Below are 26,122 nucleotides of genomic sequence, written 5' to 3'. Positions count from 1 at the left end.
AAACGAATGATTATCTTTCGCAATCCGATGTAGACCTGACTTTCATTTCATGCGGGACGATCATTTTGATCGGCAGAGGATAGCGTCCTTCGATCGTATCCACGATCAAGCTCGCGGCTATTAGGCCGATTTCGAATTTAGGCACATGCATAGTGGACAGCGGCGGTATCGTATATTCCGACAAATCGATATTGTCATGTCCCATAAACGCCATATGTTCGGGAATGTTCAGTCCCTTCTCCGACACGGCCCGCATCGCGGGAATGGCCATCATATCGCTCGCCGCGAACATCGCCGTCGGAAGATCGTCGCCCTTATCGTTTTCCAGCAGTTCCTTCATCGCCCGGTAGCTTTCGTCGACATTCCACCCCGCATCCATAATCCATTCGGATCGAAGCGGCAGGCCGGCTTCCTGTAAGGCGGATTGATAGCCGCGAAATCTTTTTTCCCGTTCGATCATTCCGCTTAATCCCGCGCCTCCGATAAAACCGATGCGCCGATGCCCTTGGCCGATGAGATGATTAACCGCTTCCTTGGCGGCAGCCACCCGGTCGTACGAAACGACCGAAACATCCGGATCGGCAATATCGACGCCGACGATCGACGGAATATAATTTTTGATAAATTGGTACGTTTCCGGCTCCATTCCTTCGATAATAATAGCGCCGTCCACCTTCGCGCCATGGACGATCCGCCGCAAATTGTCCCGATCCTTGAACTCCTCCAGCGTATAAACATATGCCAGCGATGCGCCTTCATTCCGAAGCCCCTTCTCAATTCCCGATAAAATCGTGGAGAAATAAGGATGGTTGTATTTATGTTGAGTGACCGACAGGAAACAACCGATTTGCGGCGGCGCATCTTTGCGCTGCATCCAGCTTTCATGCCGATTCTCGAAGGAGGCGCGCCTGTAGCCCAGTTGCGCCGCGGCTTCGAAAATTTTCTTTTTCGTTTCTTCCTTCACCATTTGGCTGTTATCGTCATTCAAGGTGCGCGACACCGTAGAAACGGATACGCCGGCCAGTTTAGCGACATCTTTTAATGTAGGTATCGTTCTCCCTCCTTTCCGGAAAGCGTTTGCAAAAATGGTCATTTATGAATTGAATTCATCATATATTATAGCATTAATTTCGTCAATAATTTTCGTAAAATGAAGCGAATCAACTTTCGATAAAACCTTATATATCAGCAGTTTTATACTGCCCAAACGTTTGTCTAAAATCATGTATAATTAAGACCATTCCCTTTCTAATCATGAAAAAAACTGATCATTTACCCGTAAATAAATGATCAGTTTTGTCAGAAAAGTGTTATAGGCTATCCATTTTTCTCTTGATTTAATGCCGTTTCCTGAAACGCTTCGATTTGTTCGTTCGTACCGATGACGACCATCATATCTTCCTTCTCGACAATATCTTCTGCCGTAGGGGCGATGATGACGCCGTACGGTTTATTGAGCGCCACGATGCTGAATCCGAAGCGGGCGCGGATATTCAATTCCTTGAGCGACATGCCTGACAAACAATCGGGCACGGACAATTCCGCAATCGTAAAATCTTGCGACAGCTCGATATAATCGAGCAAATTGGGCGACACCAGTTGATGCGCCACCCGAACGCCCATATCGCGTTCCGGATAAATGACGCGATCGACGCCGATTCTTTCCAATACGCGGCCATGAAGCACCGAAATCGCTTTGGCCACCACTTTTTTGACGCCTAACTCCTTCATCAGAATAGCCGCCAATATGCTTGTTTGGATATCGTCCCCGATCGCCACGACCGCACAATCGAAATTGCGGATTCCGAGCGAACGGAGCATCTCTTCTTCCGTCGCGTCGGCCACGACGGTATGCGTCAGCACATCGCTCAATTCATGCACGACTTCTTCGTCCTTATCGATTCCTAACACTTCGTTTCCTAACTCGATCAATTCTTTCGCCAAGCTGGAGCCGAAACGCCCCAGTCCGATGACGGCAAATTGCTCCGTATTCATCTCCTGCCAAAGCTCCTTATCCTATAATCATTTTTCCTTCCGGATGCCGGTACAATTCTTTCTCTTTTTTCGGCCCCAATGCGTAAGCAAGCGTCAAAGGCCCTAATCTGCCGGCGAACATCATGAAGCTGATGACGATTTTGCCGAATACGGACAGGTCCGGCGTAATTCCCATCGACAAGCCGACCGTACCGAACGCCGATGTCGTTTCGAACAATATGGCCAAGAACGAATGCGATTCCGTCGTTGAGAGCACCATCGATACGAATACGATCAGCGACAACGCAAGCAGCGCAACCGTCAACGCTTTGAATATCCGCTCTTTCCCCAAACGGAATTGAAACATAATGATATCGTCTCTGCCGCGGACCATCCCGACGACCGCACCGATCAAAATCGCAAACGTCGTCGTTTTGATGCCGCCTCCGGTTGAGCCCGGGGAAGCTCCGATAAACATTAATATAATCATGAAAAATTGCGACGCTTGCCGCAATTCCCCAATGTCGAGCGTATTCGCTCCCGCCGTTCGGGTCGTGACGGATTGGAAGAAAGAAGATAATATTTTGCCGCTCCAATCAAGCGGGCCAAGCGTCTTCGCATTCGTAAATTCAAATATAAGCATGACGATAGCTCCGATTACGATGAGAAACGACGACATGGTCAGTACGACTTTGGAATGCAGCGACAGCCGGCGTTTCTTGCGGTATTCGACCAAATCGGAAAGGACGATAAATCCGATGCCCCCCGAAACGATCAGAAACATGGATACCAAGTTGGTTAGCGGATCGCTCACATACATCGTCAAACTGCGAAAATGGCCGAACAGGTCGAAGCCCGCATTATTGAACAGCGACACCGCATGCCATACGCCGTAATACAGCGCGCGCCCGAACGGCATATCGAACGACCAGCGGATCGTAAACAGTATGGCGGCGCATCCTTCGATCGTCAGCGCATAAATGAGCACCTTCCGAATCAAACGCACTATCCCTTCGATGCTCGATTGATTCATCGCTTCCTGAAGAATGAGACGCTCCCGCAGCGATATTTTCTTCTTGAACACGAGCGCGAATAAAGTCGCCATCGTCATAAATCCCAGCCCGCCGACTTGGATCAGAATCGCGATCACGATCTGGCCGAAAACGGTAAAGTGAGTTCCCGTATCCACAACGACCAGACCTGTCAGACAGGTGGCCGAAGTCGCCGTAAACAGCGCGTCGACGAACGCGAGCGTTCTCCCCTCCGCATTCGAAATCGGCATCATTAACAACAATGTCCCGACCAGGATCATCGCCGCAAAACCGATCGCCAAAATGCGGGGAGGAGATAACCGGGAAGGATGCAATCGCCGCTTCAATTTCATCATCACCTCTAATAAAATGTTCGCTCAAAAAACGGCCCGCCAATGAATGAGAAAAATTATAAAGCAAAGTATACTCCATAGAAACGAATTTGCATATCATAATCTTTATTATGACCTATCTTGCCAAATCACCGACCTGTCTCAACAATTTATTTCATTTTTGCGAACGCTCCGAAAATATGGCATCATTAACCTTAATGAAATTGCAACTGCGATATGACGAGGAGGATTTTCATGAACCGATTGGGGGAACGTTTATCGCTCCGCGCCGACCGTAGATTGCTCGGTATACTGGCGGGGATCGGTCTCATCGTATTTTTGGTGCTGCAAGTGCTGCCGGTCTTTACGAATGAATCTCCGGGCGCGGAGAGCGGGGCGGTCATTTCGAAAGAGAAAGCGATCGACGCGGCGTTATCTTTCACTTTGACACAGTGGAAGGATGCCGATCCGGAACTTGCGTCGGGATATGCGATTTACGATACGGACAAATTGCTGTACGGATATTTAACGGCCAACCGGCTATTAAACGACTACAACCGGAAGTTCGAGCGGGAATTCCCGTACGATACGTATCGTGTGGAGTTGAAGGACCGCAGTGTCAAAGGAAAAGTATATTATGTGTATGTACATATGCAAACAGGCAAAGTCGCGCGCTGGAGCATTTACACGCCGCCCGCCGCGAACAAGGAGGGGGCTGCGGCCGATCCGGATGGAAGATTGGAATCGGCTAAGCAATTTGCCGGGCAAATGGGGTACCGGCCGGAGCAGCTACAGGAAATATCGAAAGGATATGCACAGAACGGATTATACACGGTCGTATTGCAAGACATGTCGCGGACGATCGGACAATCCGGCTTGGAGCTTCGGGTTCAATTCCGCGGCCCGGACATCGTCGGGTTTAAACCGGCGTTTACCGTGCCGGAATCGCATGCGGCCTATGTTGAGAAACAATCGAGGTATGCAAGTTGGATGACGGGCATCGGTTACGGTTTGTTGACGCTGGCGCTCGCCGTTCTGGCTGTCGTATACAGCGCCTTGACCCGCTCTTTCACCTCGTTTAAGCGCGGCATCTTGCTTGCGGCAGTCTATACGGCCGTCAATATTATCGGGACGCTCAACATGTTTCCGGCACTGAAATCGATGCTTGGGGAAACGCCGACCGTCGATGTCGCCATCTATTTCGGCATTATCGTACAAAGCTTGTTTACGCTGGCGCTCGGCGCTTCCATCTATTTCTCTCTCGTGGCCGGCGACGGCTTGTGGCGCAAGCGCGGGCTCAACCCTTGGCCGCGCCCGCGGGAAGCGGGATACGGGGACTATACGTTCCGCAGCATGTGGATCGGTTACTTGACCGCCTTCATCCTGCTCGGGCTTCAGCCGGTTATTTTCATCGGCTTGAGCAGCGGGATCGGAACTTGGTTCACGACGGATGCGTCGCAATCTCCGTACAATATGACTTATCCGTGGCTGTTTCCGCTTCTGGCCTGGGGCGCGGGAATCGGCGAAGAAGCGGTCTATCGTCTTTTCGGCATCGCCATCATGAAGAAGCTGGTGCGCAATACGTTTCTGGCATGCCTCATTCCGACGCTCATATGGGCATTCGGACATACGGGATATCAAGTGTATCCGACTTACTCGCGGGTGATCGAGCTCACGATTCTCGGCCTTATCTTCAGCTTTATCTTTTTGCGGTACGGATTTATCGCGGCCGTCTTTGCGCATGTCGTGTTCGACAGCGTGCTGTTCGCGCTCAATCTTATGTTTATGGGAGGGACCGGCAACATCCTGTGGGGAATCTTCTATCTGATTCTTCCCGCGCTCGTCGCCTGGATCATCCGTGCGCTGTACCGCAGACGCAATACGAAAGAGGAGCCGCAAGTTACGACTCCTCCTCCTGAAGCGCTTGTATAATGGATGCGGCGAGCTTGTCGCCGATCGAAAGAGGCCTGAAGTCTTCGACGGAAGCCTCTTTTATTTTTTTAAGCGAGCCGAAATGTTTCAGCAGCGCCTTGCGCCGTTTCTCGCCGATGCCGGGAATCGAATCGAGCTTCGAAGCGACCATCGACTTGCCGCGCTGCTGGCGATGGAACGAAATGGCAAAGCGATGCACCTCGTCCTGGATCCGCTGCAGCAAATAAAACTCCTGACTGTCGCGCGGCAGCGGCACCACTTCCGGCGGATCGCCGATCATAAGCTGCGCCGTCTTATGCTTCTCGTCCTTCACCAAGCCGCAGACGGGGATATACAATCCTAGCTCGTTCTCCAAAATATCGACCGCGGCGGATATTTGGCCTTTGCCGCCGTCCACGACGATCAGGTCCGGCAGGGACAAATTCTCTTTCAGCACCCGCTCGTACCGGCGCCGGATCACTTCCCGCATCGTTTCGTAATCGTCCGGCCCTTGTACGGTGCGGACCTTATATTTGCGGTATTCGTTCTTAGCGGGCTTGCCGTCGATGAATACGACCATTGCCGAAACGGGATCGGTCCCTTGAATGTTGGAGTTGTCGAACGCCTCGATCCGTCCTACCTTGCCGAGGCCAAGCCATCCGCCCAAGTTTTCGACCGCCTTCGAACTGCGGGCCTCGTCGCGTTCGATAAGCAGAAATTTCTCCTGCAGCGCCATGCGCGCGTTATCGAGCGCCATCGTCACCATCTGTTTCTTCAAACCGCGTTTAGGGACATGCACTTTAATATTCAACCATTGCTGCAGCGCTTCGGCGCCGACAGTTTCTTGCGCCGCGACGCCTGGCTCGGCCTGATGAGCGCCAGAATCGCCCTCCGCCTCCGCTACGCTCTCCGCGACGAGCGCCGGCTGCTCGGGCAGAAGCACTTCCTTCGGCAGCGCCGGATTGTCGCTGTAATATTGCGTCACGAAAGAGATGAAATCTTCATACGCCTCTCCGTAGAACGGGAAGACCGAAGCGTGCCGCTCGATCATTTTCCCTTGGCGCATGTACAAGATTTGCACGCACATCCAGCCTTTGTCGACGGCGTAGCCGAACACGTCGCGATCCATCGCGTCGGATGTCGTAATCTTCTGCTTCTCCATAATCGCATCGATGCTCATAATCTGATCGCGCAATTCTTTCGCGCGCTCGAATTCGAGCGCTTCCGCCGCTTCCTCCATCCTGCTCTGCAACTCGCGCTTAATTTCCTCGTGGCCGCCGCCCAGAAAGCGGCCAATTTCCTGCACCATCTCTTCGTATTGCGACGGCTTCACTTCGTATTCGCATGGCGCGATGCACTGCCCGAGATGATAATAGAGGCAGACGCGGTCCGGCAATGTGCGGCATTTGCGCAGCGGGTACATCCGATCCAGCAGCTTCTTCGTTTGCTGGGCGGCGAAGGCGTTCGGATACGGTCCGAAATATTTCGCCTTGTCCTTCACGACGCGCCGCGTCACCTCGAGCCGCGGATGCTCTTCGTTCGTTATTTTAATATAGGGAAACGACTTGTCGTCTTTTAACAAAACATTATATCGCGGGTAATGCTTCTTAATCAGGTTGCACTCCAAAATGAGCGCCTCCATGTTGCTCGACGTTACGATATATTCAAAATCGCGGATTTCCGAGACGAGCCGCTGCGTCTTTCCGTCGTGGCTTCCCGTGAAATACGAACGCACCCGGTTTTTCAGCACTTTCGCCTTCCCGACGTAAATGATCGTGCCCTCGCCGTTCTTCATCAAATAACAACCGGGCTGATCCGGCAGCAGCGCCAGTTTGTTGCGAATATTGTCCATATATGAGCTTTGCTCCGGTTCCTCATGCTCCGTCATCGGCCATCCCTCCCTCGATTGCGGCAAGTTCCATTCCAATACTTTAGTATAGCAAAAAATCGGAGGGGATTGAAGCTGCGTCGCGGCCTTTTCGTTCGCTTCCGTTATGACCGGGAACGCAATCCCTTCGTCTCCGTTGGAATATATCCAATAGAAATGAAGTTTTTATGGGGAGAAGCAGGGCACGATTGGAAAACATCCAATAGATTCTCCCCCATTTCTCTATTTTCCGAATTTTCGAGCAATCTACTGGATAAATTCCAGTGTAAGGCCGTATAACGGAGCCGGATTAGCGAAAACATTGGACAAAATCCAACGACGCTGCCGGCCATACCACATACGATCCGTTCTTCCAAGAGAAAAAAAAAGCAACCGCCAATAACGGTTGCCCTTAAGTTGTTTATCTCTTACTTGGACTCCAGCATGGCGAGGATCAGCGTCACCGCTTCCGCCCGGGCCGCATTGTCGCCCGGAGCGAATTGATTGTTCCCTCTGCCTTGCATCAGTCCGGCTTCCGCCGCAGCGGCTACATAAGGCACGGCCCATGCGGGCACCCGATCCGTATCGGCGAACGTCAACTCCGCATCCGGATTGACTTTCAATCCGAGCGCCCGTACGATCATGGCTGCGATCTCGGCGCGGGTTACGTTTCGTGCCGAACGGAACGTATTGTCATCGTAACCTTGGATCATTCCCGCCTTGACCGCTCCGGCCACGGACGTTCCGGCCCATGCCGGAATCGCATCCCGGTCGGCAAAGCTGAGGCTTGCGCCGTCTCCCTCCCACTTCATGGCGCGAGCCAGCATGGCCGCGAATTCCGCGCGCGTCACTTCGGCGTTCGGACGGAACGTGCCGTCCTCGTAACCGGTCACGAAGCCGAGCCTCACCGCCTTTTCAATCGCTTCCTTGGCCCAATGCGCGGCAATATCGCTCAACGTTGCTTGCGGAGCGTGCCGTTCCGGCGTTTTCCCTTCTTCGCCCCGGTCCGTTTCGTCGACTCTCGGTCTTTCTTCCACCTTCTGCTTCTCCTCTTGTTTCGCTACATTATGAACGGGCACGCCGTAAACCGGATTTCCTCCGCCGCCGGAATCAGGCGAAGAGGATTGTACCGTAAAATGAATGCGGTACGTGAGCGACGTTATTCCGTCCTCCGCCGTTACGACGATTTCCGTCACGCCCGGAAGCCGCTGCGCCGGCTTAATCCGAACGCTCGCTTTGGAATCCGAAGCGGCTGCCGTCACTTCCGGCGCCCGCTTCGTCCCCGCCGGCAACGTCACATCGTATATGAACCGGTGTTGATCGAAACGGCTTAACGCTTTGCCGCCTACGTATATTTCCTTCAAGGTCGCGTCCGTGCCCTTCGGCTCCTCTTCCTTTACCGTGAAATGAATCTCATACGTATTCGCCGCGGCGCCGTCTTCCGACGTTACCCGGATCGTCGCCGTTCCGGGCAATGCTTCGGCAGGCAGGATGAGCTTATGCGAATTCGGATCGTAAGCAACCGCCGTAACCGTCGGCGCGATCGATGTGCCGGCAGGCAACTCCACCTCGTATTCCATGCGGTATCGCTCAAATTCCGCAAGCGGCCGGCCATCCAGTTCGATCGATGTCAAGGTCGCATCCGTTCCTTCCGGCTCTTCCAGTCCGTCAACCGTAAAATGGATGGCATACGTATTCACAGTCGAACCGTCCTCCGACGTTACCCGTATCGTCGCCGTCCCTGGCAATGCTGCGGCAGGCGTGATGACCGTCTGCGCATTGGGATCGTAAGTTGCCGCAGTGACAGTCGGTACCTGTGTCATGCCTTCCGGCAGCTTCACATCGTATTCCATGCGATACCGCTCAAATTCCGCCAAAGGCCGGCCGTCCACGAAGATGGCTTTCAATGTCGCATCATTGCCCCTATGTTCCGTGAAATGAATTTTGTACGTATTTGCTGAGCCGTCTTCCGCCGTAACCCGAATCTCTGTCGTTCCCGTCGCCGTTTTCGCATGTGCAATCGTCATATGCGCGTACGGATCGTAGGTCATAGCCGTTACGCTTGGCATCCGCTCCGTACCTGCCGGCAATTCGTAATTGTACTCCAGCTTGCCCGGATCGAATCCGGCAATCGTAGCAAAGTTTACCCGCAGATCCTTTAGCGCAGCATCGCTGCTCAGTTCTTCCGCGCCGATTGCCTTGACCGTGACGGCAAACGACTTCTTCACGCTTGACGCCCCATAGCGGAGCGTTGCCGTGAGCGCCACGGTTACATCGGGATCCCCGTTGCGCGGACGGGCTACTTCCCCGCGGTAATTGACAATTCCCGGATGGGAACTCTCCCAGAAAACGACGACGCCGTCCTCTCCCCCAATAGCGGCTGGAAGATTCAAATTCTCTTTCACCGCATCGGCGCTCGGCAAATCAAGGGCCCGAACGGCTGACAGCAGTACCGCTTCATCCGCGGTCAATGCCTTAACGGTAACGGCGAACTCTTTCGTCCGGCTAGCCGCCCCTTTCGTCAACGCCGCCGTAAGCGTAACGCCCTCGTCTCCGCTGCCGGGCGCAGGACGCGCGACCCGCCCCTTCTCGTCAATGACATGCGGCTTCGAACTACCCCAGGAGATGGCGGAGCCCTGCTGTCCAAATTCAGGCAAGAAAATATTGTCTGTGACAGCGCTAAGATCTCCGAGATTCAACGCGGCCGTATCGCTGGCGACATCCCCGTTGTCGCCTAAGGCGACGACGAGGACCTCAAACGTTTTGGTCTCCCGCTCGCTTCCGCTCGTCATCGTAGCCGTCAAGACGACAGACTTGTCATCCTGATTCGGCCGACTGACCTTCCCTGAGGAATCGATCGTGCCTGGTTCCGAACTGTTCCATGCAATGGCCGATCCGAATCCCCCTTTGGCGGGAAGCAATAGGTCCGACGCGACCGCGCTTATGTCTCCCAAATCCAATTGGGCTTGATCCAAGGCGACCGCTTCCGCATCGGTCAGCGCCAACACGACGACGGTGAAAGCCTTCGCAGCGGCTGCTTTGCCCTTTTGAATCGTTGCGGTGAGCGTGAGCTCGCCGTTAGGCAACCCTGGCAAAGGTCTTGCAGCCAGTTTGCCGTCGTGGCCGATCAAGCCCGGATTCGAGCTGGTCCAGGCGATCGTCGTCCCCTGTTCTCCCTCCGCCGGCAAACTCAAATCGCCGGACACGGCCGACAGATCGCCGAGATCGAGCGCGTCCTTCGCCGCCAGCACCGCTTCCATGTTCTCCTCGTCGATATTCGAATCATGCTCGATAACGATCTCGTCGACGAATCCGCGGAAATAACCGGAGGCCGCTGTGCTGGAATCGAACCCGAACAAAATTTTGTCGATCGTTTTGCCGTTTGCAACCGAGCCGATATTCGCGGAAATATAATTCCATTGATCCTCAACGACAAAACCGCCTTTGCCCTGCGCATTCGGGTGAAGAGCGACGCCGTGCTGGTCCAAGGCGTTCAGTTCGTGCAAATAAGTACCGTCGGTAAACAGAAGATCAAGCGCCGCATATTTGCTTGTCGTGCGCGCAATTTCCGGGAGCACCGAAGGCTTTTTCTCCGGATATACCCAATAGGACAGCCTCGTGGAAGGCCGGACAACGATTTCGACTTCAAAAACCGAGTTATAGGCGTGCGAAGAATTTGCATCAAGCGCGTTGCCGGAATATAGCAGCGATCCGGAACCGAGCATGCCGGGCGAACCTTTCTTCGACTCCATCCCTCCGATTCCGCAGCAGATAGCGCCCATATTCTTCGTCAGAGCCAATATCCGGTACGGGCTGTTCGGTTCGGCCGTATCGGTCGAGGGCGGGTCTCCCTCTTCCAAACCGGATTCGAAATCAATGCCCGCTTTATATTCGAAATCGGCTGCGGTAAGCGCCAATATCGTTACGGGAAACGTTTTGGTTTGGCTTGCCGAACCTTTCGATATCGTTGCCGTTAGCATGAGACTCACATCGGGCTGTCCGATGCCGGGGCGTTTCCGGATTTTCCCTTGATTCGTCATGTATTCTTGATTGGAACTCTCCCAACGGATGCTCGTTCCCTTGACAAAACCGACAGGCAGCGCTAGCCCTTTCTTCAGGGCGCTCGTGTCGCCGAGATCCAGCTTGGACATTGCCATCGATACGGAAGCCGCATCGTCAAGCTCTATGGCGAACAATTTCCAATCGGCCAGTTGCGTTAACGGTTCGCCGTTGTTCGCGGTAATATATAGCCGATAATAGGCATACTCCTCCGCTTTATTGCTTGCTATCGTATATTCTTCGGTCGAGAAACGCGCGGCTCCCGCAAATTGGTTCGTCTGTTCGTCAATTATGTCCCATGTCTTTCCGTCGTTCGAGCCTTCCACCCGCCAATTTTTCGGATCTCTTCCCGGCGCGTCGTTGGCGGTTGTCAAACTATACTTTGTAACGGCCTGCGTATCGCCGTTTTTGAACTGAACTTGAATCCACAGATTCGCATTCGAACGGCCCAGCCATTTCGTATTCTGATTTTGATCGATCAATTTCTCGGCCGTCTCGTTGGGCGGGTTATTTTCGTTGGCTGTGATCGTGACCGTCTCGGCCAAGGCTACATTCACCAAATCGCCGGGCGCGGCACTCGCTCCCGCAGCCGGATACACGCCCAATATCAGAGCGAAACAGAACAGCGCGTGCAACATTTTATTCATCTTGGTTTTCATTTCCGTCGAACCTCCTCTCGAACGGATCCATAACCTCGATCATTTTCCACAACTGCGCGTTACCCGGCGCGTTCGTCCCCGTCACGACGACAGGCGCGGCATCCGCCGTCCCTTGGGCGCCAAGGTGCAGCGGGCCGCCGGCATTCGTCAGCGCGGCGTTCGTTATCCGATAAGCGTTCTGGTATGCAAACAGGACATCCCATGTTTGGTACGCTTTGGCGTCATCGGGAACTTCCGTTACCGCACGGGTGGAATTGGCGCTGCTGCCGTTTGCAAGACTAAGCACGTTCCGGCTCGCAGCATTCACGAAGCGGAAACCGCCGTCTCCGGCTTGCCTAACCGTCCAGCGTTGGTTGTCCGCACCGGTATAATAAGCCCCAAGCTGCAATTGTCCCTCTTCGTTCGCTTCCAGCGCTTTGCCGCCGTTGGCGTTCACAATTCGATAGGTCGCCCCCGGCTTCAACGTCTGTACAAACTTCCATTGGTGGGCGTCCGTAAGGTCGTTTGTTTCGTCTGCCGCGACCGCACCCGTATCGTCGGCTTTCAGCCATTTCTTCGTTTCGACGTTCTTAACCATGTAATATCCGTCGCCCGTCGCAAGCGCTTCCCATTTCAGTGCATGATTCGCATCCGCCTGGCGGACAACCGGTTTGGCCAATTCCGTATCCAATCCAAGCGCAAGACCCGCGCTTACATTGGCGATCGTATAGTTCGCGTACGGATTGCCGTTCATAGACCAGACCTGGCGGTTAGTCGCCGCGACCGCGCCGGTTTGCACCGCCGTTCCGTTTTCCGCAGCCTCGTCAGGTATTTCCAACGCCTGCCCGGTCGCTTTATTGACAAGCCGGTACAGGCCGTTATTCACGATTTGCGAGCCTAAATAACTGTCGGATGGGTGCTCGGGATCGACCGGCCCCGTTCCCCAGGTCATGTTGGCCCGATCGCTGACCGCGAATGACAGTACGCCGCCGTCCGTCATATATTCATACGGTAACCATGTGCTTGCGTAGGTTTGCCCGTTCAACGTGACGCCGTCAATGTATTTCATCCGCAGCGCTTCCTCTTCGCTCTGGTTGTTATGTCCGCGAATGGTGAACGTTTTGCGATCTCCAAGACGGATCAACGCCTCCTCGAACAGCGGAGCGTTCAAGGAAAATCCGCCGATACCGTTAATTTCCGGATACAATCCCAGCGAAGCGAGAATAAACCACGCAGACCCCGCGCCCAGGTCGTTGTTGCCGATCATGCCGGCGGGACCGTCGTGAAACAGTTCGAACATCGCCCTGCGCGCAATGTCTTGCGTTTTCCAGGGCTGCCCTGCGAAGTTATAAGCCCAAGGGACGCCGTAACTCGGTTGATTGCCGAGGAACGAATACGGTTTCCGCGAACCGCCGTTCAGTTCTGTAAAGAAAAAATCCAGCCGATCTCTCGCCGCGTCGATGCCTCCCATCTTTTCGAACAACCCGTTGTAATCGAATGCGACAACCCAGGTGTACTGCGCCGAATTGGCTTCCTGGAACCCGTGTTCGCTGGCCGGGTCGAAGTTGCCCTCGAACTCTCCGTTCGCCTTGCGCGGCCGGATATAGCCGTCCTCGAACGAGTTTCTCCAGTTTTGCGCGCGGCTCATATACGTATGGTACCGCTCGCCGTCTCCGATCGCTTTGGCGAATTGCGCAATGGCATAGTCGGCGACGGCGTACTCGACGCTATAGCCGGTTACCCATCCTCCTCTTTCGATCGGAATATAGCCCAAGGCGAGATAATCTTCCAGATTGAAGCGGCCGTTGAGGCTGGATGGCGTCGAGGCGTGATGATCCATAATCTCCATCGCCGCTTGAAGATCGAAATCCCTTGCCCCGAATGCATACATGTTGGCGATCGTGGCCGAAGCCGGGTCTCCGTTCATAATGTTCGTCTCGGAATTGGCGATGCTCCATTTGGGCAGGAACCCGTTTCGGCTTTTCGCGCTGTTAACGAGCGACTGCGCAAAATCGGAACCGACGTCCGGGAACAACATCGCGATGAGCTGCATCTGCGTACGATACACATCCCAGCCGGAGAAGGCGGAGTAATGCGTATATTTGCCGCCGGTGTTGTATATTTTCTGGTCGAACCCCCGGTAATCGCCGTTTGCATCGTTGTAAACGCTCGGATGTACGAAGGCGTGGTACATGAACGAATAGAACATCCGTTTATGTTTCTCGGTGCCGCCCGACACAAGGATGGAACTTAGCGCCTTCTTCCACTTCGCCCGCGCCGCCTTTGACACTTCGTCGAAATTCCATCCGGGAATTTCTGTCTTCAGATTTAACTTCGCATTGTCGATATTCGTGTAAGAAATCGCCGCTTTCACCTGAACAACCTGATCTTCGCTCGTATCGAACTTCACATAAGCGCCGACTTTCCGGTGATCCGGTTTCTCGGAACGCTCTTCTACGTTGTCTTTCGTTATGACTCCGCTCTTGTATGTGCCGACTTCGGCAAACGGATGGCTGAATTCGGCGGCAAAATATACGGTATAATTGTTTGTGTCCTCTTTAAGCGTGCCGCCGCTTCCTTTGCTGCCGCAAAATCCGCCCGCATTGACCCAGCCGGTCACCATCCGGTTTTCCTTGTCGATTTGGACGAACGCGTCGCGAACGCCGGAAGCGTTGATGCCGGTATTGATGATCATCGTCGCTTTGTCCGTAGCCGGATAGGTGAATCGGCCGATGCCGGCCCGTTCGGTCGGGGCAAATTCCGCTTGAATCCGGTAGCGATCGAGCAATACGCTGTAATATCCCGGAATCGCCGTTTCATTCTCCCGCCTGTACGAGGAGCCGTAATCTTCAAAGTTCGTCGCAGGCGACTTCCACAAATCGCCGACGATCGGGAGGAACGGCACATTCTGGGCGATATCGCAACCTGGGCCGTCGATATGCGTCAAACTGAAGCCGGCAATCGATTTCTTGTCGTAATCGTAGCCGGAACCTAAGGGCGCTTTGCCTGAACCGAGATCGTTATAACCGGTGTCCGGGCTCCATTGGATCATGCCAAACGGGACGACAGCGCCTGGGAACGTATTGCCCCGATTGCCGCCAAACCCGATAATGTCCAATTCATTGTTCGCGGTGCCGAGCATCGGATCCGCATAGACGGTTGGATCGAAACCGGCATTCCAAACTTGAATGTCATCGATAAATCCGCGGTATGTGCCTGCATTTCCCGGCTGCTCGTATGAGACAAGTATGCGTTTGATCGTTTTGCCTTTTGCCGCCTCCCCGATATTCGCCGTCACGAAATTCCACTTGTCCGGAAACAATTTGCCACCGTTGCCCTGCGCCTCCGGGTGCATGCCGATTCCATATTGGTCTTTCGCTTCGGTCTCATGCAAATATGTACCATCGTCGAATGCCAGATCAATCGCGACATTCATGCTGTTCTTGCCGTGATATTCGGCTCCTCCTTCGCCGGTTGACCGGCTCTGCGGATAGATTCAATAGGAGACCGTCGTGTCGGCGTTTACCGCAAGATTCGTTTCAAACACTTTGTTGTACGCGTACGACCGGCCCGCGCCCGTGCTTTGTCCTGCGTATAACAAGGCGTTTATGCCCTTATGGCTCATCTCGTCCGTTACCTTCGTTTCGGGCCGCGATACGTTGCCGCTTAACTCGGATTCATCGATCCATGTCGGCTGTATCGCGTCCTGGTTTTCCAGTCCCGTATGGAAACTCGGCGCGACGGACGCTTCCGCTGTCGGGACCAATGTCGGCGGCACATACAGCGTCCCTGTCAATAATGTAAAAACGAATAATGCACTCAGCCATTTTCGCATTCCATTTCTCGCCATGCTTTTGAAAACCTCCTCAATAGGAAGATTAGGATACATAGTGAAGCGTATGATTTATGAAGGGTGCTATGAATGAGATGTTGATAGGAAAGATGTAAGATGTGGAGGAAAGGCCCCTTAGCGAACGCGCCGCTAAAAGGGGCCAATATAAATGATAAAGCTTATCGATTCAGCACGTTGTATATGGCTTGCGCCGCTTCGGCCCGGGTTGTCATGCCTTGCGGATCGAATATGCCTGCGCCTCGTCCTTGGACCAGTTGCAGCGCCGCCGCCGCATTGATATACGGCAACGCCCATGCCGATATGCTTGCCTCGTCGGTGAACGCCGCGTTCCCATTCGCCTCTGTCTTGCCGCGAGCCGCTTCGTACGCCTGAATCATCATTGCGGTCATTTCCTCGCGGGTGATCGGCGCGTTCGGATCGAACTGCGCAGCGCTTCTGCCGCGCACGAAGCCCGCTTTCACCGCGATGGCGACCGCCTCCGCGTACCAGTCGCCGGCATGTACGTCTTCGAAGGAGAGCTCCGCTTCCTCCTTGAACCCGAACGCCTTGACGAGCAACGCCGCAAACTCGGCGCGCGTCACGCTGCGTCCCGGCTCAAAATGTGTCGCGCTCACGCCGTTGACGATGCCCTTCGCCGCCAATTCCTCGATGACGCTCGCCGCCCAATGGGTCGCCGGCACGTCGATGAACGCCTTCTTCATCTCCAGCGCCGCATATGCGCCGGATTGGCTAATCTGGGCAGCTATTTCGCCGCTAGCGTATTCTCCGCCGATGTAGGCAAGCGGTCCGCTGTTAGCGCCGCCATAAATGCCGACAAGCTTCGGATTCGCCGTCGCGTTAACTTGCAAGCCGATTGTGACCGGCTTATTGAATGTATCCAACCTTACGGATGTCCCGTCCGCTGCTGTTGCAACGAGCTCAAGTATGTAGGCGCCGCCCGCCGCCTTCACGTGCTGCCCGCCGATCCGCGCCTTGACTTCGCCTTCGGTAAGCCGGGTCATTCTCAGCGTGATCGTACCGTTGGTCTGTTGCTCCTGCGATAGCAGCGCTGCCGCCTGGCTGATGACTTCAGACGGAATTTGCAGCATCAGCCCACCCGCCTTCACTTCCAGCACGTTATTGCCGAGCTTGCTTACCGCGTCAAGCGGAATTTGAACTGCCTTGGATTCGGCCGGCACTTCAAGGACGACCTTGCCGCCTGCCGCCGGCTTGAAATCTTCCGGCTTCACCTTGTATATGCCCGGTTCCGGTTCCGGATTCGGCTTCGGCGCCGGTTTCGGACTCGGCTGCGGACTTGGACTCGTGCTCGGCCCCGGATTAGGTTCCGGATTCGGCACTCTGACGGAGAACTGTATCGTATAAGTCCGCTTCGTTATGCCGTCCTCCGCCGTCACGACGATAACCGCCTTGCCTCTAGCGCTGCCCGCCTGTGTGATCTCGACGTTCGCTTTCCCATCCGTGGCACGCGCGGCAACGGTTGGCGACTTACTCGTGCCGGCAGGAAGTTCCACAAAATATTCCATCCGGTCTCGCGCAAATCCCGCCAGCGGCCGGCCGTCCAGTTCGATCGCGGCGAGCGTCGCGTCCGTGCCCTTCGGTTCCTCTTCCTTCACCGTGAAATGAATCTCATACGTGTTCACCGCGGCCCTGTCTTCCGACGTTACCCGGATCGTCGCCGTCCCCGGCAGCGCTTCGGCGGGCAGGATGAGCATATGCGCGTTCGGATCGTAAACAGTCGCCGTAACCGTCGGCGCTTTCGACGTGCCGGCAGGCAATTCCACCTCGTATTTCATGCGGTAACGCTCGAAGTCCGCAAGCGGCCGGCCGTCCAACTCGATCGATGTCAAGGTCGCATCGTTCCCTTTCGGCACTTCCCGATCCGCAAGCTTAAAATAAATGCTGTATGTCGTAGTCGTTTCTCCGTCTTCCGCTGTTACATCGATATAGGTCGTGCCCGGCAATACGGTCGCGTCGACAATGCGCACCGCAGCGTTCGGATCGTACGTCACCGCCGTGACGCTCGGAACGACCGTCGTTCCTTCCGGCAATTCCACCTCGTATTGATGCGTGCCGGGTTCGAATCCGGGGAGCGGCTCGCCGTCGATGCGAAGCTCTTGCAGTCTGGCGTCGTCGCCGAGCGGAGGAATATCCTCCAGATGATAGATTTGAATATCGTCTACATAACCTCTAAATTTACCGGTATGCCCCGTCGCGTTATAGGAGATGACAATTTTATCTACAGTTTTCCCAGCAGCCACATCCCCGATTTTCGACGTGACCGTATTCCAGACGTCCAGTTGCAGCGCCTTGCCTTGATCTAACGGATTCAGCCCGATTCCTTTCTGGTCGACAGCGCCTAGATCATGCAGGTAAGTGCCGTCCGTAAACAAGAGATCCATCGCCACATATTGGCTTGTTTCTCTTTTATTTTCGGGTTGCGTAGCCGCATTCGGACCTTCCGGATGAACTCTGTAGGTAAGGAAGGTCGATGGCTTAATCTCAAGCGCTTCTTCAAATACTTGGTTATAAGAGTAGTTCAACGCCGCATCCGCCGCATTCCCCGAATACAGCAGAGCGCTGTTGGTTTCTCCCTGGGCTTGATCGTAATCCACACTGCCGACTTTCGATTCCATGCCGCCTATTCCGCAGCAATATTCCACAACATTCTTCGAATCGATCCGGGAATTATTCCATTTCGGCTGTTTTTGCCCGCTCTCAAAGCTTGTGGCAAAATCGACGACATGCGGCGGATCTTCCCGGCTCCACGCTTTCACGACAACATCGAATGTTTTGTTCTGGCTTACCGTTCCTTTGCTTACGGTTGCCGTTAAAGTAATGATTGCATCCGGCCGGCCTACGTCGGGACGCGATATCACTTTGCCTTTGGCGCTCAACACCAAGTCGTCGGAGCTGATCCACGATATCGTCGTGCCATGCGCGCCGAATTTCGGAAGCGCAATCCCTGTCGTTACATGGCTTACGTCTCCCAGATCCAGCGCCGCAACAGCGGCGGCTACCGCATCTTGATCCTTAATATCTTGGCCTAGAAGCTCCATCTCCGCCAAGGACGTAGTAGTGCCCCCGTTGTTAGCGGCGATCTCCAGCCTGTAATAAGCGTACTCAGCGTCGCCGTCAATGGCGAAAGCGCGGGTATATTTACGCCATTGGAATGTTTCGTCGGTTCTCGTATCCAACGTCGTCCATTCCAGTCCGTCATTGGAGCCTTTCAATATCCAACTCTTCGGATCGGCTGCTGCGCTTCCCCCGCCGGAGGTCAACGTATACATATTTATTTTTTCTTTGCCTGACATAAATTGAAATTGAATCCAAGGCGCCGAGCCGTTGATCGTCGCCGCGCTGCCCGAAGTGTTGTCGAACAATTTGTTCAACTCCGCAGCGGCCGTTCCTTCGCTGTCGACCGCTCTGCCCAAGCCTTGCGCGATAAGCCGGTCCGTCTTGTCTATCAGCGGTCTTGGAATGTCCGTCCCTTGCGTAATCGATATCGGCACATCCGCTTCCCCGCTTCCCCAATCCCGGTTCGGACTAGGCCCCATATCGAAATCCAGCACGGCTCCGTCAGCCAGATCGGCATGCATAATATAGTTTTTCGTATACTCCGTTCCGTTCAATTTCAAGCTTTGAACGTATTTGTTTTCCTTGCTGTTGTTCGGAGCGTTAATGACGATGTCCTTGCCATTCTCCAGATGAATGGTCGCTTTGGTAAACAATGGCGCGCCGATGGCATATTCCGGACTGCCCATTTTCAAAGGATAGAAGCCCATCGCGCTGAAAATATACCAAGCGGACATTTCGCCGTTATCCTCGTCGCCCGCGTAACCTTGCCCGATCTCGCTGCCGATATACAGCCGGTCGAGCACTTCGCGCACAAGCTCTTGCGTTTTCCAAGGCTGCCCGACGTAATTGTACATGTAAATGATATGATGGGCGGGCTGATTGCTGTGCGCGTACATGCCCATTCGCACATCTCTAGCTTCTCTCATTTCATGGATGCGGCTTGTATATCCCGATTCCGGCGTATCGAAAAATTCATCCAGCTTGGCCGCAAGCCCCTCTTTGCCGCCATATAGATTTGCCAGGCCTACCCCGTCCTGCGGGGCATGAAAGGCCATATTCCAGGCATTCGTTTCCGTATAATCGCTTTCCCATGCGGCCGGATCAAACGTATCCGGCGACGAGCGCCATTCGCCGGCCGCATTGCGGCCGTTGAAAAATCCGATATGCGGATTGAACATATGGACGTAGTTCCGGGCGCGATTCATGTAATAGAGGGCGTCGTCTTCGTAATAAGGCTGGTAAGGATCGTCCGGATCCGCTTCTTCGGCCAGCTTCGCAGCCAAATTGGCGATGCCGTAATCGTTGATGTAGCCGTCCATCGCCCAGGACATGCCTTCGCCCGTTCTCGTATCGGTATAGCCGTTGAATACCGAGCTGTCCATTCCTTTCCGGCCGACATTGCCGTTCGGCGGGACGACGGCGGCATTCTTCACGGCGGATTGATAAAACTCGCGGACATCGAAATTCGTTACGCCTTTCAAATACGCATCGGCGAAAGCGACGTCCGAGCTTGTGCCGACCATCAAGTTGGCGTATCCCGGGGACGACCATCTGGATACCCAACCGCCGTCGCGATACTGCTGAAGGAAACCGTCAATCAGTTCTCCCGCCATCGAAGGAGTTAAGAGCGCATATGCCGGCCATGCCGTCCGGTACGTATCCCAGAAGCCGTTGTTCACATATACTTTGCCTTCTTTAATCGCAGCGCAAGTTCGGGTCGCCGTACTGTCTGTGCACGGATTAATCGGCGTCTGGTCGGCATGCTGATACTTCGGTTCGTCGACGTTGCCTACATTTTCGAACGCCGAGTTCGGGTACATGAATAAACGGTACATATTCGAATACAAAGTGACGAGCTGGTCTTCCGTCGCGCCTTCCACTTCGATGATGCCCAGTTTCCGATCCCACTGCTCTTGCGCCCTCTCTTTCACCGATTCGAACGTATCCGTGTCCGCAATTTCCATCTCCAAATTTTTCTTTGCTTGCTCCACGCTAATGAGCGAGGTGGAGATTTTCATCGTTACCGTTCGATCCGCGGAAGCATCGAATTGATAGTAAGCCTGGACGTTCGTTCCTCCGCCGCCGCTGCCGGACAGCTTGCCGCCCCTCAGTACCGGCTTGTCGAATTCCGCATAGAAGAACATCCGCGTCGCGCCGGTGGAAAGTCCGCTTCGCTTATCGGTGTACCCTGTTATCGTTCTATTTTCGGCATCCAGCGTAATGCCGCCGTTATTCTCTTGATTATCGAAAATCAGGTTGGAAGAAGCCCCCGGAAACGTAAATCGGAACATGGCGGCATGATCTGTCGGCGTCAATTCGGCCTGTACCCCGTTTTCGAACGTAACGCCGTAATAATAAGGCTTCGCGATTTCATTATCATGCGTAAACGCCAGCGCGCGGCTTTTACGGTCAATCGGCGGAGTTTCCGTGGAGGCGCTAGGCATCACATGGAACGTTTGACGGTCTCCCATCCATGGACTCGGCTCGTGGCTAAGCGCAAACGCTTCGATAGCGGGAAGGTTGGCGGCGTTATTGCGTTCCTGATACTGGTAAATCCAGTCCGAACCGGCATTGGTTTTCGGCGTCCAGAAGTTGAATCCATGCGGTACGGCAACAGCCGGGAAGTTGTTGCCTCTTGAGAATGACCCGTTAGCATTCGTTCCTCTGCGAGTGTCGACATAACTGGACAGATGGGAATACGTTTTGGGAACGGGGTTGCTTTCAAGCTTGATATCATCGACGGTTACTCTAAACGTTCTTCCTTGCTTGGCGTCGGGGTGACGGTAAGAGACAAGAATCCGTTCGATGGTCTTGCCTTGCGCCGCCGCACCGATTTTCGCTTTTTTGAAATTCCATTGATTGTTGTACAATGTTTTGGACTCGCCCTGCGCCTGTGCGTCGAGCTTCACTCCGTGCTGGTCGTATACTTCGTAATCGTGCAGATAGGTGCCGTCGTCAAATGCCAAATCGACCGCAGCATAGGTGCTGGTATACTCCGTTTGCTGCCGGTCGGTGAACTCGGGCGCAATGTAGTACGAAAGTTCCATATTCGGCGTAACGGGGATGTCCGTTTCGTAAATTTTATTATAGGCGTACGCTTCGCCGCTCTGGGTAATTGTCCCCGACAAAGTTAAAGCTTTTAACCCGGTCCATCCGACTCCGGATTTGCCCGTATAAAGACCGGCCGGGCCGGCGGTGATCCGGGATTTCATATCGAACACCCGATCAACTCCGTCGGAAATAAGCCAATCCGCAAGCTGCACGATATTGGAGCTGCCGTTATTTCTCGTAATATCCAGCTTATAAAACGAATATTTCGTTTCATTCGCCATTTCGTATGTCTTGGTCAAGTAACGGTCGGGGAAAGATTGACCTGTTTGCGCATCCAACAACTTCCAATTCGTCCCGTCCGTCGAGCCGTATACCGTCCAGTCGACAGGATCCCGATCCGGCGAATCGTTGGCCGACGTCATCGTATAGGCCACAACGGCCGCCGGTTCGGCAAGCTCGTATTGAACCCACCCTTTATTCGCAAACGTAAGCCATTTGGTGCCCGAATTGCCGTCCGTCAAGTTGACGTCTTGCTCACTCGACGGGCTGTCCTTGCTATTGGATGTCACCTTCACGACCGTATCTGTAATATTGCCGATGAGCGAACTGGCGTTGCCGTCGATATTCTTGGCCAGTTTCTCTCCGTCCTTCGTTTCGGCCGTATTCACCCAGTTCAGGGGCGGGCCGTCCGCTTCGAACGAACTGAAAAAATCCGCTGCCCCGGCTTCCGCCGCCGCGGCCGTCTCTTGCCATGCCGACGGCATATTTACTGTGCCTGCTAGCACGGTGAAACAAATGATAGCATGAAACCATTTCCGAAACTGTTTCTTCACCCTATAACCTCCCATTCATACTCCAATCGCAGGGAATCGGGATAACATTGAAACCCTTAATCGTCCTTCAATATTTGACAAAAAAGGACATTAGGATTAAAGTCATAGGAAAGACCTCACTTATTTCCGATCATTTGGGCCGCAAACCACAATTTCGCGAAAATAGGGCGGGGTCTTCTCTTATTCTTCGCTGCGTTACCCTTTGATCGATCCCGCAAGCAATCCTCGAATAAAATAACGCCCCAGGAAAATATAGACGAGCAGCGTCGGCAGCGCTGCCAGCAGAGCTCCCGCCATTTGGATGTTCCACTGCACGATTTGGCTGCCCGACAAGTTCTGCAGCGCAACCATAATCGGCTGCTGCTTCTGCGTCGTCATCGTCACCGCGAACAAAAACTCGTTCCAAATATTCGTAAATTGCCAAATGCCTACAACGACAAAGCCGGTTACCGATAACGGAACCATAATATTTTTGTAAATGCCGAAAAATCCGTTGCCGTCGATCTTCGCCGCTTCCAGCACTTCATTCGGAACCGCAACGTAAAAATTGCGGAACATCAGCGTGCAAATCGGCAAACCGTAGACGACGTGAATCAGAATCAGTCCCGGAATCGAATTGTACAGTCCGATGCCCTGCATAAACTGGATGAGCGGAATCAAAATGCTCTGGTACGGAATGAACATGCCGAACAACATGAGCGCAAACAGCGCATCCGACCCTTTAAACCGCCACTTCGAGAGCACGTAGCCGTTTAGCGATCCAAGCAAAGCGGATAGCAGCGTTGCCGGAATCGCAAGCATAAAGCTGTTGCCCAAATGCGGGAACAGTTTGCCGAACGCTTCGCGGTAGCCCGAGAAATCGAGGCTCGACGGAAGCGCCCACATCCGGTCCAGCGTAATCTCGTCCACCCCTTTGAAGCTGGTGACGAGCAGCACGTAAATCGGCACGAGAAAGAGCGCGGCCAACAGAATCAATACGACATACAAAATAAGACGATTTGCCCGTTTCACACCCATTTACGCATCCTCCTTCTTCATGCTGCTCATAATATACGGCACGATGAGCAGAGAGACGAGAATGAGCATGATCATCGCAATCGACGCGCCCTGCGCGTAATGGTTGCCGCGGAACGTCGTTTCGAACATGTAGACGCCCGGAACGTCCGTCACGAACATCGCCCCCGGTCCCGTCATCGCATAGATGAGATCGAATATTTTCAGCGAAACATGCGTCAGCATAATGACCAAACTGATCGTAATCGGTTTTAGCTGCGGCAGCACGATGCGGCGGAATACGGTCCATTCCGCGGCTCCGTCCACTCTGGCCGCCTCCTTCAATTCGTCGGATATGCCGCGCAGTCCCGCCAAATACATCGCCATGGCGAAGCCCGACATTTGCCAGACAGTCGCGATCACGACGGCGATCAAGGCGATCGGAATGCCCAGTTCGATCTGCCCCGGTTTGAAGCCGGGAATTATCTCGGTGCTGACATACCATTTCGGCAAATTCTCCATACCGATCGCCTTCAAAATTAAGTTCACGCCGGTCGAAGGGTTCAAAATCCACTGCCATACGACCCCCGTAACGATAAACGACAATGCCATCGGAAAAATAAAGATGTTGCGAAACAGCGATTCCGCACGAATTTTCCGATCGACGATCGTCGCCAGGAAGAGGCCGAATACCATCGTCGCTGCGATAAACAGAACGGTAAAAACAAAAGTGTTCCGCAAGTCGGATTGAAAACGGAAATCTTGGAATAGAAAAGCGTAGTTGTTCAACCCGGCAAAATCCATATTTTTAACAAGCGTGTTCCAGTTCGTTAACGAGACGTATCCGGTCCAACCGATGAAACCGTATACAAAAATGGCGATTGCAATGAGCGACGGCGTAATCATCAAGACCGGAACGATCTTTTCCCGTTTCATCCGGCTCATTCTCGGACGGGGCGCTGTTTCGCGTATGGTTTGCGCTTGCTGCCTCGAGCTAGCTGCATTCATTCTTTCCTCACACTCCTAACCTTGGGGCCGAATAAGCAGTTTCATTCGGCCCCGTTCGCTTAATCTGGTTGCTTATTGCGCCATGCCGCTCGACACTTGCGCGTCGCGCAGCGATTTGGCCGCTTGCTCCACGTCGCCGTTCGTGACGAAGATCGTCATGACTTGGTTCGCCTGCGTCAGGAATCCTTCCGAAGCCGCGGAACCGTGAGCCAAGCTTGCCGCCAGGCTGCTTTTCTTGAAGTCTTCGATTGTCGATTGGCCGTATACGTCGTATTTGCTCGCATCCGCATCCACGCGTGCGGGGATCGATCCTTTGAGCGGATTGAATACATCCTGTCCTTCCACCGAGCCGAGGACTTTCAGCCATTCTTTGACCGTGTCCGGATCTTTCACGCCCTTCGGAAGTCCGAACGTATCCGTAATGACCATAAAGCTGTTCGCCGTATTCGGCGTGGCGATCCAACCGAAATCTACGTTCGGCTGCAATTTCAAATCGGTCGTAAAATACCCTTTCGCCCAATCGCCCATAATGTTCATCGCCGCCTGGCCGTTCGCAACGAGTTGGGAAGCGTCCTGCCAGTTGCGTGCCGCATGGTCGTCATTAATATAGCTGAACATTTTTTTCGTTTTCTCCAAAGAGTCTTTCACTTTGGCATCGTCGAACGCAATCTCGCCGGTAAACAGTTTTTTGTAATCTTCCGGTCCGAGCACGCCAAGCAATACGTTTTCGAATACCATCGTCGCCGTCCAAGGCTCTTTATCGCCCAGCGCGAGCGGCGTAATGCCTTTCGCTTTCAACGCGTCGGCCACGGTAACGAACTCTTCGAACGATGTCGGCGGCGTCAATCCGTTGTCGTCGAATATCTTTTTGTTGTAAAAAATGACGTTCCCCCGGTGAATATTGACGGGTACGGAATAAATGGTGCCGCCGTCGCTAACCATGTCGATCAAATCTTTCGGAAATTTATCCATCCAGCCTTCGCTCTCGAACAGGTCGTTCAAGCCTTCCATTTTGCCCGCGGCGACCCATCCCGTATTTAATTCGGCGCCGCCGTGCACTTGGAACGTTCCCGGAGGATCGCCGCCTTGCATCCGGCTTGCCAGCACCGCCTTCGCGTTCGTGCCCGCGCCGCCGGCAACGGCCGCATTGATCACTTCAATGTCAGGATGCTTCTGGTTGAACAGATCGATGAGGCCGAGCAAGCCCGCTTCTTCGCCGGCCCCCGTCCACCAGCTGAAAATTTCAACCGATTTTTTCCCTTCCGGCGCTTTCGTCTCCTCCTTTTTCTCCGGCTCTTGCGCCGTCGGCGCCGGATCACCCGTTGTTGCCGGCTTCTCCGAGCCGGAATTTCCGCAAGCCGCCATAAACATGCTTAAGACGATCATGACGGAAATGAGAAGCAACATTTTTTGTCTCATGTAAATCCCCCTCCATCGTATTGATAAGCGAATTTCGGCTGCTTCCTGTCGCGAAATCGCTTACAAAAAAAGCATAAC

General features: G+C 53.9%; 12 protein-coding genes. 1 reads left to right on the top strand and 11 read right to left on the bottom strand.

Going from position 1 to position 26,122, the window contains the following annotated elements:
• Positions 1-10: 10 nt before the first annotated feature.
• The 3 genes from LQ229_RS04325 to LQ229_RS04315 all read right to left on the bottom strand — a co-directional run bounded on the left by LQ229_RS04325 (position 11) and on the right by LQ229_RS04315 (position 3,340).
• The gene (locus LQ229_RS04325; RefSeq protein ID WP_230191035.1) at positions 11-1,093 is read right to left on the bottom strand and encodes a LacI family DNA-binding transcriptional regulator; all 1,083 of its coding nucleotides are present in this window, start codon (positions 1,091-1,093) and stop codon (positions 11-13) included.
• Between the two features lie 224 nt (positions 1,094-1,317).
• Positions 1,318-1,995 (bottom strand): TrkA family potassium uptake protein, encoded by a 678-nt coding sequence (locus LQ229_RS04320; protein ID WP_216536640.1) that lies wholly within the window; start codon positions 1,993-1,995, stop codon positions 1,318-1,320.
• 16 nt (positions 1,996-2,011) lie between these two features.
• Positions 2,012-3,340, bottom strand: a complete 1,329-nt coding sequence (locus LQ229_RS04315; protein ID WP_216536666.1) for a TrkH family potassium uptake protein — start codon at positions 3,338-3,340, stop codon at positions 2,012-2,014.
• A gap of 252 nt (positions 3,341-3,592) precedes the next feature.
• On the opposite strand from LQ229_RS04315, the gene LQ229_RS04310 reads away from it, so the two are divergent.
• Positions 3,593-5,269, top strand: coding sequence for a type II CAAX endopeptidase family protein (locus tag LQ229_RS04310; protein WP_230191034.1), 1,677 nt, complete (start codon positions 3,593-3,595; stop codon positions 5,267-5,269).
• On the opposite strand, the gene uvrC is transcribed toward LQ229_RS04310, so the two are convergent.
• The 8 genes from uvrC to LQ229_RS04270 form a co-directional block, all read right to left on the bottom strand.
• On the bottom strand, positions 5,238-7,136 hold the full coding sequence (gene uvrC / locus LQ229_RS04305; protein ID WP_216536642.1) for an excinuclease ABC subunit UvrC: 1,899 nt from the start codon (positions 7,134-7,136) through the stop codon (positions 5,238-5,240). The genes LQ229_RS04310 and uvrC overlap by 32 nt on opposite strands.
• A 407-nt stretch (positions 7,137-7,543) precedes the next feature.
• Positions 7,544-11,833, bottom strand: a complete 4,290-nt coding sequence (locus LQ229_RS04300) for an immunoglobulin-like domain-containing protein (RefSeq protein ID WP_230191033.1) — start codon at positions 11,831-11,833, stop codon at positions 7,544-7,546.
• Entirely contained in the window at positions 11,814-15,248 is a 3,435-nt protein-coding gene (locus LQ229_RS04295; protein WP_230191032.1) for a GH92 family glycosyl hydrolase, read from the bottom strand. The genes LQ229_RS04300 and LQ229_RS04295 overlap by 20 nt, the downstream gene beginning before the upstream one ends.
• A gap of 60 nt (positions 15,249-15,308) precedes the next feature.
• Positions 15,309-15,662, bottom strand: a complete 354-nt coding sequence (locus LQ229_RS04290) for a hypothetical protein (RefSeq protein WP_230191031.1) — start codon at positions 15,660-15,662, stop codon at positions 15,309-15,311.
• Positions 15,663-15,823: 161 nt separating this feature from the next.
• A complete protein-coding gene (locus LQ229_RS04285) occupies positions 15,824-22,624 on the bottom strand; it encodes a GH92 family glycosyl hydrolase (RefSeq protein WP_216536645.1) in 6,801 nt (2,266 codons plus the stop codon).
• A 195-nt stretch (positions 22,625-22,819) separates the two neighbouring features.
• Complete coding sequence (locus LQ229_RS04280) at positions 22,820-23,641, bottom strand: carbohydrate ABC transporter permease (RefSeq protein WP_216536646.1); 822 nt, start codon at positions 23,639-23,641, stop codon at positions 22,820-22,822.
• Positions 23,642-24,625, bottom strand: a complete 984-nt coding sequence (locus LQ229_RS04275) for a sugar ABC transporter permease (protein ID WP_216536647.1) — start codon at positions 24,623-24,625, stop codon at positions 23,642-23,644.
• A gap of 72 nt (positions 24,626-24,697) precedes the next feature.
• Positions 24,698-26,044 (bottom strand): ABC transporter substrate-binding protein, encoded by a 1,347-nt coding sequence (locus LQ229_RS04270; RefSeq protein WP_216536648.1) that lies wholly within the window; start codon positions 26,042-26,044, stop codon positions 24,698-24,700.
• Positions 26,045-26,122: the final 78 nt, after the last annotated feature.

The organism is Paenibacillus sp. CECT 9249 (genome assembly GCF_918697855.1).
GTDB lineage: Bacteria > Bacillota > Bacilli > Paenibacillales > Paenibacillaceae > MSJ-34.
Note: the sequence above shows the minus strand (reverse complement) of the source record. Positions and strands in the feature narration are given on the sequence as shown.

Bases quoted from the DNA above. Each gene is read 5' to 3' on its own strand.
- uvrC (WP_216536642.1), bottom strand. From the start codon at position 7,136: ATGACGGAGCATGAGGAACCGGAGCAAAGCTCATATATGGACAATATT.
- LQ229_RS04280 (WP_216536646.1), bottom strand. From the start codon at position 23,641: ATGGGTGTGAAACGGGCAAATCGTCTTATTTTGTATGTCGTATTGATT.
- LQ229_RS04295 (WP_230191032.1), bottom strand. From the start codon at position 15,248: ATGAATGTCGCGATTGATCTGGCATTCGACGATGGTACATATTTGCAT.
- LQ229_RS04300 (WP_230191033.1), bottom strand. From the start codon at position 11,833: ATGAAAACCAAGATGAATAAAATGTTGCACGCGCTGTTCTGTTTCGCT.
- LQ229_RS04320 (WP_216536640.1), bottom strand. From the start codon at position 1,995: ATGAATACGGAGCAATTTGCCGTCATCGGACTGGGGCGTTTCGGCTCC.
- LQ229_RS04325 (WP_230191035.1), bottom strand. From the start codon at position 1,093: ATGACCATTTTTGCAAACGCTTTCCGGAAAGGAGGGAGAACGATACCT.
- LQ229_RS04310 (WP_230191034.1), top strand. From the start codon at position 3,593: ATGAACCGATTGGGGGAACGTTTATCGCTCCGCGCCGACCGTAGATTG.
- LQ229_RS04290 (WP_230191031.1), bottom strand. From the start codon at position 15,662: ATGGCGAGAAATGGAATGCGAAAATGGCTGAGTGCATTATTCGTTTTT.
- LQ229_RS04275 (WP_216536647.1), bottom strand. From the start codon at position 24,625: ATGAATGCAGCTAGCTCGAGGCAGCAAGCGCAAACCATACGCGAAACA.
- LQ229_RS04270 (WP_216536648.1), bottom strand. From the start codon at position 26,044: ATGAGACAAAAAATGTTGCTTCTCATTTCCGTCATGATCGTCTTAAGC.